We start from the raw sequence: 13,838 nt of genomic DNA, 5'->3' as shown, positions 1-13,838 counted from the left end.
GTCTTCGTCGGGCCGGTGGCCCGCGTCCGTGTCGCTGGAGGCAGGCGATGTTCAGTCCGTGGTTGAGGCAACTGCTGGAGGGCTGCCCGCGGGCAACCGGCGCGGATGTCTGCCGGCGCCGGTTACGGATGGCGCCGGCGAATCTGGTCGAGTCGTTGCCGATGCTCGGCAGCGTGATGTACATGCCGCTGGCGGCGTGCGGATCGGGCTTGCCGCAGCGACCGTGCAAGGTGCTGGTGGAAACGCCGCCGCTGGCGCTGCTGCTGCGGGTGCACTGGTTGCTGGCGGTCAGCGAGGTCGCCGTGGACGGGCCACGCGAATGGATCGACGGCATCGACCGCGACGGCCGCCCGTGCATGCGCCTGCACCTGCTGCCGGACACCGACTACCTGGGCTGGGACCGCCTGCTGGCCCGCGGCGAGCCGGCACTGGCAACACTGCATGTGCCGCACCTGCATGCGCTCGAAGCGTATCCGTTGCGCTTTCGTCGACACCAGCTGGCCGGCTTCGACGTGCTTCGCGGCGAGACGGCCATCTGCCTGTCGCCGCTGGGCCGACAACTGGCCGCACGGATCGCTCGCGCGCATGCCGGGCAAGGCGACCGGCAGTTCCGCTAGCGGTCGTCGGCAGGCGCCTGGTCGCGCGTGCGCCGCAGGTCGTCGGCGTCCGCCGTATGGAAGTGCCGCTTGAACGCGACTTCGCCGCCGGCCGGTTCCTCCAGTTCGCGGGCGTGGCGGTGGCCGGCGTACACCGCGTGCGCGATCAGCCCCGGCGCCTCGGCGTCGCCGATGCAGCGCAGCGAGCGGATGCCGGCGTCGGCCCATTCAGCTTCGCGCTGCTGCAGTTCCTGGTACAGCGCATCGTCGGGCAGGCGGGCGGTCACCGTGACCAGCGCGTCGCACTCCAACTCGTGGCGCTGGTGGGTCCAGACGTCCTCGACGGTGAGCGTGCTGCCGGCGTAGCCGTCGATGTCGTGCGACACCAGCGCCTCGATGCCCAACTGGGCCATCCGCTTGCGGATATGCCGGTAGTCGAGCGTGTGCTGGCTCCACGGCGCGATGCTGTCTTCGGGGGTCAGATAGGTCACGTCGCAGCCGTGGGCACGCAGCAGCTCGGCCGCCACGCTGGCGTAGTAGAAGCCGTCGTCGTCGAACACCACCACGCGGCCCCCGGACTGTCGGGCATCGGGCAAGCGGCCGTCCATCAGGTCGTCGGGGGTGAACACGCGCGGGTTGTCGGCGAGGCCGGGGATGGCGAAGCCGTTGCTGCGGCCGTAGCCGTCGCGGCGCCAGTGGCAGCCGGTGGCCAGCACCACGTGTTCGGCGCCGAAGTCGAGCACGTCCTGCGCGGTCAGGGCCGAATCGAGATAGACGGCTATATTGGAAAGCTTGTTGATCTGCCCGATGCGCCAGTCGCGCACGCGTGCCCATTCGGCGAGGCCGGGCAGGCGTGCCTCGCGGGTGACGCGGCCGCCGAGCTCCCTGCGTGCTTCGGCGAGGCTCACGTCGTAACCGCGCTGGCCGAGCGCGCGGGCGGCTTCCAGCCCGGCCGGGCCGGCGCCGACCACCAGCACGCGGCTGGCCGAGCGTGCCGGCGCGATGCGTTCCGGGTGCCAGCCCTTGCGCCATTCCTCGCCCATGGTCGGGTTCTGCGTGCAGCGGATCGGCGAGATGGTCATGTCGCCGGAGACGCAGATGTTGCAACCGATGCATTCGCGGATGTCGTCGACTCGGCCTTCCTCGATCTTGCGCGGCAGGAACGGGTCGGCGATCGAGGGGCGCGCGCAACCGATCATGTCCAGCACGCCGCGCTTGAGCTGCGACACCATGGTGTCCGGCGAGGTGAAGCGACCCACGCCCACCACCGGCTTGCTGGTGGTCTTCTTCACGAAGTCGATGAACGGCTCCTGCGCGCCCTCGGCGGCGAAGCGCGAGGGCACCGAGTCGTTGTACCAGGCGGCGAGGTTCACGTCCCACAGGTCGGGCAGCTCGGCCAGCATGCCCACGATGTCCTTTGCTTCGGCCAGCTCCACGCCGCCGGGGCCGAGCAGTTCCTCGGTGGCGAAACGCAGCGCGACCGCGCAGCGGTCGCCGACCGCTTCCTTCGTATCCTCCAGGACTTCGCGCAGCAGGCGCACGCGGTTCTCCAGCGACCCGCCGTAGGCGTCGCTGCGCTGGTTGCGCCGGCGCTGCAGGAAGTGCATCGCCAGCGACAGGTCGTGCGCGGCGTAGACGTAGATGATGTCCATCCCCGCGCGCTTGCCGCGGATCGCCGCCTCGCGGTGCCAGCGCCGGTACTCGCGGATGTCGTGCAGGGTCATCGCGCGCGCCTGCGACGGGTAGCCGTATTTGGACGGCTGGTGCGACGGCGCCAGCAGCACCTCGCGCGAATACAGGTTCGACGCGGTGGGGCCGTTGTGCGACAGCTCCAGCGCGGCCAGCGTGCCGTACGCGTGCACCTTGTCGCACATCAGCGCCAGCGCGGGGATGTCGCGGTCGTCCCACAGCCGCGCCTCGACGTAGGGCGTGAGGTCGCCGCTGGGGTGGATTTCGCATTCCTCGGTGGAGACCACCGCCCAGCCGCCCTCGGCCTTGGTCTCGCGCATCGCCGCATGCGCCAGCGGCATCGCGTGGCCCATGCCGTTGCAGTGCGGCACCTGGAAGAAGCGGTTCTTCGCGGTGACCGGGCCGATCTGGAGCGGGGTGAACAGGATGTCGTAGCGCGGGTCTCTCATTCCGCAATGGCCCCGGTGGACGGCGCGGCCCTGCGCCGCAGGCGCATGAACGCATACAGCGGCAGGCCCGCCGCGATCAGCCCCAGCGCGTACAGGAACGGCTCGTGGCCGATGCCGACGAAGGCGAAGACCACGAATGCCACGCAGGTGACGGCAGTGAGCAGTACCCGCGGCGAGGCGCACGTCACGCTGCGCCGCCGCCACAGCACGATCAGCGCGAGTGCACAGCACAGGTAGAGCGGCAGGTTGGCGGCGGTCACCACGCGGGTGAGGAAGGTGAACGCCGACACCAGCGACTTGCTGTAGCTCATCCCGATCATCACCGAGGCGAGTGTGCCGGTCACCAGCAAGGCCACCGCCGGCGCGCCGTGGCGGTTGTTGCGCGCGAGCACGGCGGGAAGCACGCCGCTGCCGGCCATCGTCCGGGTGAGTTCGCCACCCAGCAGGGTCCAGCCGTTGAGCGCGCCCAGCCCGCTGATCACCACGAACAGCGCCAGCCAGCGCCCGGAGCCGGCGGCGGCAAAGCGGTCCATCAGCAGCGCGAACGGGGCGTTCGCGTCGGCCAGTTCCTGCTGCCGGATCAGCAGCAGCGGCACGGTGGAGACGATGATGTAGATGACCGCGGCCAGCACGGTGCCGGTCATGGTCGAGCGCGGGATCGTGCGCCCCGGGTCGTCCACCCGCGCCGCCGGCACGCTGGCCGACTCGATGCCGAGCATCGCGAACAGGGCGATGGTCGAGGCCGCCATCACGCTGCCCAGGGTGACCGGCGTGGCCGGCGGGTGCGCGGTGTAGCTCGCCGGCGAGGTCAGCAGCAGCCAGCCGCCGAGCAGGGCGATCGCCAGCATCGGCAGCAGCTTCAGCGCGGTGGTGACGATCTGCACGCCGCCGCCGGTGCGCACGCCGAACAGGTTGATCGCCACGACCGCCCACAGCAGGCACAACGCGAACAGCGCCGGCTGGATCGCGCCCAGCGGCGGGAACACCACCGCCATGTAGCCGACCACGCCGGTGGCGAGTGCGGCATTGGTGAGCCACAGCGACACCCAGTACGCCCACAGAGCCAGGTATGCCGGCAGCTCGCCCAGGGTGCGGCGGATGTAGCCGTAGGGGCCTTCGGCGTCGGGCAGGGCGCGGGCCAGGTGCGAGAACACGCGGGCCAGCACCAGGCAGCCGGCCAGCACGATGACCCAGCCGATCAGTGCGTTGAACCCGAACGGCGCCAGCGACGCCGGCAGCACGAAGATGCCCATGCCGATGACGTTGCCCACCACCAGCGCGGTGCAGGTCCAGAAGCCGATCGTGTTGCCTTCGTGCATGCCGGCTTCCGCGGGTTTCGGTTCGCCGGGGGAGCGGCCGGATCGGGACTCGCTCACGCGGACTCCCCGGCGGGGCCGGCGTATGCCGCGCGCAGCAGGTTCTGGAAATGCCAGACGCCGCCCTCGCGCTTGGGGCACAGGCGGCCGGGAACATAGTGGCCAGAGGCCAGTCCCCGCTGCACCGCTTCGCAGATCGCGATGTCCTCGTGCTGCACTTCGTCGCTGAACGCCTGGTCGGCGGCGATGCGGGCCTGGGCGCCGGCGTCCTGCGCGTAGTAGTAGTCGAACACGATGCGGCAGCGGTCCGGCCCCAGCGGCAGGATGCGGTTGGTCTGCAGCCGCCCTGGCATGATGTTGAGCATCACGTTGGGGTAGATGAAGTAGTAGAACGCCTGGCCGTCGCCGTAGATGTCGGTGCTGTTGCGCAGCGGCGAGGATTGCAGCGAATGCCACGGGAACAGCTCGGTGTCGTAGGCGCGGTAGTCGAGTACCCGGGACAGGCCCGGGTGCACGTGCGGCAGGTGGTAGCCCTCGAGGAAATTGTCGACGTAGACCTTCCAGTTGCAGTCGATGTCGTAGTTGTCGCGGCGCAGGTAGCGCATCGCCGACAGGTCGATCGGCGCGATGCGCTCGGCGATGCCGCCGTAGACCTCGTCGAATGCCGGCACCTCCGGGTCGAGCGCCACGAACACCAGGCCCTGCCATTCGTGCACGCGCAGCGGCGGCAGGCGGATGTCCTCGACCTTGAAGTCGCAGGCGTCCTGCATCTCCGGCGCGCTGCGCAGCTGTCCTTCCAGCGTGTAGGTCCAGCCGTGGTACTTGCAGTGCAGGGCGCGCGCGCCCTTGCCGTCGCACAGAGCCAGCGGCCCGGCGCGGTGGCGGCACACGTTGGGAAAGGCGCGCAGCACGCGGTCCGCTCCGCGCACCAGCAGGATGGGCACCCCGGCGATCTGCTCGACGGCATGGTCGCCCGGCTCGGCCAGTTGCCCCTGGTGGGCCACCAGCTGCCAGCTGCGCGCGAACACCGCACGCTGTTCCATCGTCAGCATCGCGTTGCCGGCGTAGTAGCGGGCAGGCAGGGCGTGCGCGCGGTTGAGTTCCTCGACCAAGGTATCGTCAGGCATGAGCAGGTTCGGTCCCCGGATGGATGGGCGCGACGGGCAGCCGTCTTCCGGAGCTTCCATGTCCCGCGCACCGTCTTGCGCCCGCAGCAGTGTCTGCGATCCAGCCTAGCGCCTCCGCCGGAGCGGGGGCAACCGGCCGCTGCCGGCGGGGCCGGGTGCCGACGCATGGCGCATTTGCCCGCAACTACTATCTACCGGCCGGATTCGGTTGTAGATTGCGACGATACCCATCGGGGAGCTGCTGCCGTCCATGCAACGCGTTGTGCCTTGGCTGTGCCGTCCGAGACTCGACCCGTACGGGCGAGGCGCATTGTCGCGACGGATGCCGTCGTGACGGGGGCGGCAGCCGCCGGTACGCTGGAACAGGCGCTGGCCCACGCCGCCCGCCTGCTGGATCGCGATCCGGCCATGGCAGTCGAGCAGCTCGACGAAATCCTCCAGGTCGCCCCGGGTCACCCCGCTGCGTTGCAACTGCTGGCGGCGGCACGCTCGCTGCAGGGGAATGAGCAGGGTGCGCTCGACATCCTCATGCCGCTGGCACGATCCCAGCCGAACTGGGCCGTGATCCATCTCGAACTCGGGCTGGCCCTGGATCGCTGCGGGCGCGGGCAGGAGGCGATCGACGCGTTGCGTCGGGCGGTGGCGATGAAGCCCGACCTGCCGCAAGCCTGGCGTGCGCTCGGCGACTGTCTGATGGCGGCCGGCGAACAGGCGCAGGCGGACGTGGCGTATGGCAGCCACGTGCGTTACTCCACCCGCGACCCGCGCCTGCTCGCCGCCGCGGTCGCGCTGGTCGAAAACCGCATTCCCGAGGCCGAGGCCCTGCTGCGCGAGCACCTGAAGCAGGCGCCGACCGACGTGGCGGCGATCCGCATGTTCGCCGAGGTCGCCGCCCGCCTGGGTCGGAACGAAGACGCCCTGCACCTGCTCGAGCGCTGCCTGGAGCTGGCCCCCAGCTTCCAGGAAGCGCGCCGGAACTACGCGCTGGTCCTGCATCGCAGCAACCAGCCGGAGGAGGCGCTGGTCCAGATCGAACACCTGCTGGCGGCCGATCCGGGCCATCTCGGTTGCCGCAACCTGAAGGCGGTGGTGCTGTGCCGGATCGGCGACTACGAACCGGCCATCCGCATCTATGCCGACCTGCTGGAGCACTACCCGGGCAACGCGAAGGTGTGGGTGAGCTACGGCCATGCGCTGAAGACCGCCGGGCACTTCGAGCGCGCCATCGCCGCATATCGCCGCAGCCTGGAACTCGAACCGTCGTTCGGCGAGGTCTGGTGGAGCCTGGCCAACCTGAAGACCTTCCGCTTCAGCGCCGACGAGCTGACCGCGATGCGCCGTCAGCTGGCGCGCACGGATCTGGCCGGGGACGACCGCCTGCACCTGGAGTTCGCCGTGGGCAAGGCGCTGGAGGATGCCGGCGAATACGAACCGTCGTTCCGGCATTACGCGCAGGGCAATGCGATCCGCCGCACGCAGCTGCACTACAGCGCCGACGACACCAGTGCGCGGGTGCGCTACATCCGCGAGCACTACACGCGCGACTTCTTCGCCGAGCGCGCCGGCGCCGGCAGCGCGGCGCACGATCCGATCTTCGTCGTCGGCCTGCCGCGTGCCGGCTCCACCCTGATCGAGCAGATCCTGTCGAGCCACAGCCAGGTGGAGGGCACGATGGAGCTGCCCGAAGTCACCTCGATCACGCGTCTGCTGCGTCTGCAGGGCGATGCCGACAGTGCGATGCCGTACCACGGCGCGCTGGCGACGCTCGATCCCGATGCCCTGCGTGCGCTCGGCGAGCGCTACCTCGCGCATACCCGGATCCAGCGCAAGACCGCGGCACCGTTGTTCATCGACAAGATGCCGAACAACTTCATGCACATCGGGCTGATCCACCTGATGCTGCCGAACGCGAAGATCATCGACGCGCGCAGGCATCCGCTGGCGTGCTGCTTCTCGGCCTTCAAGCAGCACTTCGCGCGCGGACAGAACTTCAGCTACGACCTTGGGGACGTGGGGCGCTACTATCGCGACTACGTGGCGCTGATGGCGCATTTCGACGCCGTGCTGCCCGGGCGCATCCACCGCGTCCTGTACGAGCGGATGGTCGAGGACACCGAGGGAGAGGTGCGTCGTCTGCTCGATCATTGCGGCCTGCCGTTCGAGGCGTCGTGCCTGCGGTTCTTCCAGAACACGCGGCCGGTGCGCACGGCCAGTTCGGAACAGGTGCGCCAGCCGATCTACCGCGAGGGGGTGGATCACTGGCGCCACTACGCACCATGGTTGGGGCCCCTGGCATCGGCGTTGGGGCCGGTGCTGGAGAACTACCCCGACGTACCGGTATTGGAGTAATGGCTGAATTCGACGGATTAGTCCTGGACATGCGAGGGGAGAGTGTATGTACGCGATAAGATCGAAACAGATCACGGGGATGCGACGGATCGGTCTGACCCGGCTGCCGCTGGCGGCGGCGATCTGTCTTGCCATGGCCGCGCCGGCTTTCGCGCAGGACGCGGGGCAGGCCCAGGCCCAGGCGCCGACGGCGACGCCGGTGGCGAAACCGAAGACGACGACGCTGAGCGTGGTCAACGTGACCGCACAGAAGCGCGTCGAGAACCTGCAGAAGGTGCCGATCAGCATCAATGTGCTGGAGACCGACCAGCTCGAGGCGCTGCACGTGCAGAACTTCAACGACTACGTGAAGTACCTGCCCAGCGTCACCTTCCAGCAGGGCGGCGGCGGCATCGCCACCGGCCCCGGCTTCGCCAGCATCTACATGCGCGGCGTGGCCAGCGGCGGCAACACCAACCACTCCGGATCGCAGCCGAGCGTCGGCGTGTACCTCGATGACCAGCCGGTCACCACGATCCAGGGCCCGCTCGACATCCACATGTACGACATCGCCCGCATCGAGGTGCTGGCCGGGCCGCAGGGTACGTTGTACGGCGCCAGTGCCGAGGCGGGCGCGCTGCGCATCATCACCAACAAGCCCGATACCCGCGGCTTCGCGGCGAACTACTCCCTCGGCGTCGACAAGGTGGCGCATGGCGGCGTCGGCTTCACCGCCGAAGGGATGCTCAACATCCCGATCAGCAAGAGTGCGGCGGTACGCATCGTCGGCTGGCGCGAGCACGACGCCGGCTATATCGACAACCAGGCCGGCTCGCGCACGTTCCCGGTTTCCGGCATCACCGTCAGCAACGCCGACAACTGCACGCCGGGCCCGATGCTGGAGTGCTTCGGGCATGCCCGCAAGCACTACAACGACGCCAACACCAACGGTGCCCGCGCCGCGCTGAAAGTCGACCTCAACGACAACTGGTCGATCAGCCCGACCCTGATGGGGCAGCAGACGATCTCGCACGGCACCTTTGCCAGCGATCCCGCCATCGGCAACCTTGCAGTCACCCACTTCTACCCCGAGCGCGTCAACGACCGCTGGTGGCAGGGCGCGCTGACCGTGCAGGGCAAGATCGGCAACTTCGACCTGACCTATGCCTATGCGCACCTCAAGCGCGACCAGGAAGAGCAGACCGACTACAACGACTACTCGTTCTGGTACGACACCCTGCTTTCCTACGGTGCCTACATCCACGACAACAGCGGCGCGCTGATCAACCCGTCGGAGTTCATCAGCGACCGGGACCACTACGCCAACAGCAGCCACGAACTGCGCATCGTCTCGCCGAGCGAGGACCGGCTGCGGCTCACCGCCGGCGCGTTCTGGCAGAAGCAGAAGCACGACATCATGCAGGACTACCAGATCAACAACCTGGCCACCTCGCTGTCGGTCGCCGGCTGGCCCAACACGATCTGGCTGACCCGGCAGATGCGCTACGACTACGACAAGGCCCTGTTCGGCGAGCTGTCCTACGACATCATTCCCGAGGTACTCACCGCCACGGTGGGCGAGCGCTATTTCCGCACCAGCAACGACCTGTACGGCTTCTACGGCTTCAGCAAGGGCTTCTCGCCGAATTCGAGCTACGGCGAGGCCGGCTGCATCTCGCCGCAGCCGTTCATCGATGCGCCGTGCCTGGACTTCAACAAGCACGTGAAGGAAAGCGGCTCGCTCAGCAAGATCAATGTCACCTGGAACATCTCGCCCACCAAGATGATCTATGCCACCCGCTCCGAGGGCTTCCGCCCGGGCGGCGTCAACCGTGCCGGCCAGCTGCCGCCCTACCAGGCGGACTTCCTGACCAACCTGGAGCTGGGCTGGAAGACCTCCTGGTTCGACAACCGGCTGTCGTTCAACGGCGCGGTGTTCCGCGAGAAGTGGAACGACTTCCAATTCAACATCCTCGGCGCCAACGGCCTCACCCAGATCAAGAACGCCAACTCGGCCCGCATCGACGGACTGGAGTCGCAACTGGTCTGGCAGGCCACCTACAACCTGAATCTCAGCACGGGCATCGCGCTGTACGACGCCAAGCTGACCGCGAACTACTGCGGCTTCACCGACGCCAACAGCAACACGGTCACCTATTGCCCTGCCGGCACGGTCAATCCGTCCACCGGCGCGGTGGTGAGCGGGCCGCTGGCACCGAAGGGTACGCAGCTGCCGATCACGCCCCGCTTCAAGGCCAACCTGGTGGCGCGCTACACCTTCAGCCTGGGCGAGAACGATGCGTTCGTCCAGGCCGCGTTCGTGCACGTGGGCCGGCGGACGACCGACCTGCGCCTGCTCGAGCGGAGCCTGCTCGGCGACCTGCCGGCGTACAACTCGGTCGATTTTTCCGCGGGCATCCAGAAGGGCAGCTGGTCGCTCAACGCGTATGTCGACAACGCGTTCGACAAGCGGGCCGCGCTGTACAAGTTCACCGAGTGCGGCGTGACGATATGCGGCGCCCACAACGTCGTCGCGCAGTACCCGAACGGGCAGGTCTACACCGGCTTCAGCCAGCCGCGCACGTTCGGTATCCGCTTCAAGCAGGACTTCTAGGCGGGCGACGCTGGTCCGCGTGAAAGAAAGGCCCCGGTGCAAACCGGGGCCTTTCGCGTTTCCGGGGCCGTCGCGGCGACTGGCCGGACCGCGTTCGTCCGGTTGTCCGTGCAGTGTCCGCGGACACTGCACTGGCCCTATGCGTGCCACGCAAGTCATTGAAATACAAATTTTTACCTTGCCATTTCCATATGGCACGCGGATTGCAAACATCTCTGCGCAACCGCACTGTCCGCGGTCAGGAACGGCACCGATGATTCGCGACACTTCCGCACAAGACCGCCTGGTCGAGGTGAAACCCAATCCCAGGCGCCGGCTGATCCTGGTCGGCGCCGGCGTGTTCGTGCTGGCCCTGCTGGCATGGCTGGCGCCACGGGCCAGCCGGCTGTTCTCCGCTTCCGAATCGGTCAGCAGTTCGCGGCTGGCCTTCGCCACCGTGGAGCGTGGTCCGTTCGTGCGCGACATCGCCGCCGAGGGCAAGGTGGTCGCCGCGGTCAGCCCCACCCTGTACGCCACTTCCGGCGGCGCGGTGACGCTGAAGGTGCATGCCGGCGACACGGTGAAGAAGGACCAGGTGCTGGCCACCATCGTGAGCCCCGAGCTGACCAACAAGCTGGCGCAGGAGCAGAGCAACGCCGACGCGATGGAAGTGGAATACCAGCGTGCGCAGATCGACGCGCGCAAGAAGCGCGGCGAGCTGCAGAAGGCCTACGACAACGCGCAGATCGACGCGACCGCCGCCGAGCGCGACCTCGAGCGCAACCAGAAGGCGTTCGACAAGGGCGCGGTGCCCAGCATGGCGGTCGACCGCGCCAGGGACGAGCTGCAGAAGACCAAGATCGCGCTGCAGCACGCCAAGGCCGACCTGGGCATGGACAACGCCAGCCTCAGCTTCGACATCCAGGCGAAGAAGCTCGCCCACGAACGGCAGCTGCTGCTGGTGAAGGACCTGCAGCGCCAGGTTGACGACCTCAACGTGAAGTCGCCGGTCGACGGCCAGGTCGGCCAGCTGTTCATCGCCGAACGCGCCACCGTGGCCAAGGACGCGCAGCTGCTCAGCGTGATCGACCTGTCCGCGCTGCAGGTGGAGATGCAGGTACCGGAAAGCTTCGCGCGCGATCTCGGCATCGGCATGGCGGGCGAAATCAGCGGCAACGGCCATACCTGGAAGGGCCTGGTCAGCGCGATCTCGCCGGAAGTGGTCAACGGCCAGGTCGCCGCGCGGCTGCGCTTCGACGGCGACACGCCGAAGCAGCTGCGGCAGAACCAGCGCCTGTCGGTGCGCGTGCTGCTGGACAAGCGCGACGACGTGCTGACCGTGCAGCGCGGCTCGTTCGTCGACGAATCCGGCGGCAGCTACGCCTACCTGGTGCGCGACGGCCTCGCCAAGAAGACGCCGATCCGCGTGGGCGCCTCCAGCATCGACAAGGTGGAGATCCTCGACGGCCTCAAGGCGGGCGACCGCATCGTGATTTCCGGTACCGACAGCTTCAAGGGCGCGACCACGGTCGCGATCAGCAACTGACAAGAACATCACCACCACCAAAGGACGCAACCATGCTCAAGATGACCCACCTGTCCAAGGTCTACCGCACCGAAGTGGTGGAGACCTATGCGCTGCGCGATTTCAACATCGACGTGAAGGAGGGCGAGTTCGTCGCCGTCACCGGCCCGTCCGGCTCCGGCAAGACCACTTTCCTGACCATCGCCGGTCTGCTGGAGACGTTCTCGGGCGGCGAGTACCACCTGGACGGCATCGAGGTGAGCAATCTCAACGACAACGCCCGCTCGAAAATCCGCAACGAGAAGATCGGCTTCATCTTCCAGGCGTTCAACCTGATCCCCGACCTCAACGTGTTCGACAACATCGAGGTGCCGTTGCGCTACCGCGGCATGAAGGCGGCGGAACGCAAGCAGCGCATCATGGATTCGCTCGAACGCGTCGGCCTGGCCTCGCGCGCCAAGCACTACCCGGCCGAACTCTCCGGCGGCCAGCAGCAGCGCGTGGCGATCGCCCGCGCCCTGGCCGGCTCGCCGCGCCTGCTGCTGGCGGACGAGCCGACCGGCAACCTGGACACCCAGATGGCGCGCGGCGTGCTGGAGCTGCTGGAGGACATCCACCGTGAGGGCGCCACCATCGTGATGGTCACGCACGACCCTGAACTGGCGGCGCGCGCCCAGCGCAACGTGCACATCATCGACGGCCAGGTGGTGGACCTGTCGGAGGACCCGCGTTTCCACGCGGCGCATGCGGCAGTCGCCGACGAGGCACACGGCTGATGGGACGGGAATAGGGCGCAGCGAACAAAGGATGGCCAAGGCGTGCTCAGCCTTGGCGTCGCGACAACTCCCCCGTTCGGGTTCCCCATTCCCCATTCCTTTCTCGGCAGAGACCCCTGATGCTTGCCTACTACTTCCAGCTTGGCCTGCGCAGCCTGCGCCGCAACCCCGCCCTTACCGCACTGATGGTGATGGCGATCGGCTTCGGCGTGGCCGCGTCGATGATTACGTACTCCGTGTTCCGGGCGGTGTCGGGCAACCCGATTCCCGGCAAGTCGGCGCAGCTGTTCACGCCGCAGATCGACAGCTGGGGGCCGCAGCAGAACCTGAAGGGCGAGCCGGCGGAAGCGCTGGGTTACATCGATGCGATGGCGCTGATGCGTGCGCACGAGGCGAAGCGCCAGACCCTGCTGTATCCGGTGCAACTCTCGGTAATGCCGGGCGGCAATCGCGATCTTCCCTTGAACGCCAACGGCTACGCCGTCACCGCCGATTTCTTCACCATGTTCGAGGTGCCGTTCCGCTACGGCAGCGGCTGGGGTGCGCAGGACGATGACACGCGAGCCAGCGATGTAGTCATCAGTAGCGAGCTCAACCAGAAGCTGTTCGCTGGCGCCAACAGCGTGGGGCGCGCGCTCAATCTCGGCGGCCATGATTACCGCGTCGTGGGCGTCGCCAGCCACTGGAACCCGCGGCCACGTTTCTACGATTTGTTCACCACCAGCGGCTTTGCCGACGAGCCGGATATCTACATGGTGTTCAACCGTGCGCTGGATTTGCAGATGCGCACGGGCGGCCGCAATAGTTGCCGCGGTTCGCTCGCCTACACTACCTGGCAAGGCTATCTGCAAAGCAACTGCGTGTGGATCACGCCTTGGGTGGAACTGGACAGCCCGGCCGAAGTCGCCAGCTACCGCAGCTTCCTCACCCACTACGCCGCTGACCAGCGGCTCGCGGGCCGCTTCGACTGGGCAGCCAACGTGCGTCTGCGTGACGTGATGCAGTGGCTCGATTACGAGCACGTGGTGCCGCCGGAAAGCCGCATCTCGCTGGCGGTGGCGCTTGGCTTTTTCCTGATCTGCCTGGTCAACACCATCGGCCTGCTGCTGGCGAAGTTCATGCGCCGTGCCGGCGAGATCGGCGTGCGCCGCGCCCTGGGCGCAACGCGGGGCGAGATCTACACGCAATACCTGGTCGAGGCCGCCACGGTGGGGCTTGCGGGTGGGGTGTTGGGTCTGCTGCTCACCGCGACGGGCGTGTCCGGCGTGGGCATTCTGTTCCAGCCGGAGATCGCCAAGCTGGCGCAGCTCGATTTCTCGCTGGTGGGCCTGACTTTTGTCGTTGCGATCGTCGCTACCGTGCTGGCGGCGTTCTACCCGGCGTGGCGCGCGGCGCACGTGCAACCCGCCTGGCAGTTGAAGTCGAGCTGAGGAGAACGC

9 protein-coding genes are annotated in these 13,838 nt (G+C 67.8%); 6 read left to right on the top strand and 3 right to left on the bottom strand.

The genetic code is table 11. The features are described from left to right. Positions 1-47: 47 nt before the first annotated feature. Positions 48-617 carry a hypothetical protein gene (locus tag DEO45_RS13805; RefSeq protein ID WP_114344727.1) on the top strand — a complete coding sequence of 190 codons (570 nt, stop codon included), beginning with the start codon at positions 48-50 and terminating at the stop codon, positions 615-617. On the opposite strand, the gene DEO45_RS13800 is transcribed toward DEO45_RS13805, so the two are convergent. From DEO45_RS13800 to DEO45_RS13790, 3 genes are read right to left on the bottom strand one after another with little or no spacing between them, the layout of a single operon-like run. Next, a complete protein-coding gene (locus DEO45_RS13800) occupies positions 614-2,734 on the bottom strand; it encodes an FAD-dependent oxidoreductase (protein WP_114344725.1) in 2,121 nt (706 codons plus the stop codon). The two genes, DEO45_RS13805 and DEO45_RS13800, sit on opposite strands and share 4 nt — an antisense overlap. Continuing rightward, complete coding sequence (locus DEO45_RS13795; protein ID WP_223250875.1) at positions 2,731-4,110, bottom strand: APC family permease; 1,380 nt, start codon at positions 4,108-4,110, stop codon at positions 2,731-2,733. Before DEO45_RS13795 ends, DEO45_RS13800 begins: the two co-directional genes overlap by 4 nt. Next, positions 4,107-5,177 (bottom strand): aromatic ring-hydroxylating oxygenase subunit alpha, encoded by a 1,071-nt coding sequence (locus DEO45_RS13790; protein ID WP_114344720.1) that lies wholly within the window; start codon positions 5,175-5,177, stop codon positions 4,107-4,109. The genes DEO45_RS13795 and DEO45_RS13790 overlap by 4 nt, the downstream gene beginning before the upstream one ends. Positions 5,178-5,507: 330 nt before the next feature. On the opposite strand from DEO45_RS13790, the gene DEO45_RS13785 reads away from it, so the two are divergent. The 5 genes from DEO45_RS13785 to DEO45_RS13765 all read left to right on the top strand — a co-directional run bounded on the left by DEO45_RS13785 (position 5,508) and on the right by DEO45_RS13765 (position 13,829). Beyond that, positions 5,508-7,526 carry a tetratricopeptide repeat-containing sulfotransferase family protein gene (locus DEO45_RS13785; protein ID WP_114344717.1) on the top strand — a complete coding sequence of 673 codons (2,019 nt, stop codon included), beginning with the start codon at positions 5,508-5,510 and terminating at the stop codon, positions 7,524-7,526. 79 nt (positions 7,527-7,605) lie between these two features. Then, complete coding sequence (locus DEO45_RS13780; RefSeq protein WP_223250874.1) at positions 7,606-10,119, top strand: TonB-dependent receptor; 2,514 nt, start codon at positions 7,606-7,608, stop codon at positions 10,117-10,119. Positions 10,120-10,372: 253 nt separating this feature from the next. Then, positions 10,373-11,644 carry an efflux RND transporter periplasmic adaptor subunit gene (locus tag DEO45_RS13775; protein ID WP_114344715.1) on the top strand — a complete coding sequence of 424 codons (1,272 nt, stop codon included), beginning with the start codon at positions 10,373-10,375 and terminating at the stop codon, positions 11,642-11,644. A gap of 32 nt (positions 11,645-11,676) precedes the next feature. Further along, positions 11,677-12,399 (top strand): ABC transporter ATP-binding protein, encoded by a 723-nt coding sequence (locus tag DEO45_RS13770; protein ID WP_114344712.1) that lies wholly within the window; start codon positions 11,677-11,679, stop codon positions 12,397-12,399. A 119-nt stretch (positions 12,400-12,518) separates the two neighbouring features. Beyond that, entirely contained in the window at positions 12,519-13,829 is a 1,311-nt protein-coding gene (locus DEO45_RS13765) for an ABC transporter permease (RefSeq protein WP_114344710.1), read from the top strand. Positions 13,830-13,838: the final 9 nt, after the last annotated feature.

It is taken from the genome of Rhodanobacter denitrificans, from assembly GCF_003335105.1.
Classification (GTDB): domain Bacteria; phylum Pseudomonadota; class Gammaproteobacteria; order Xanthomonadales; family Rhodanobacteraceae; genus Rhodanobacter; species Rhodanobacter denitrificans_A.
This window is presented reverse-complemented; position numbering and strand designations above follow the sequence as displayed.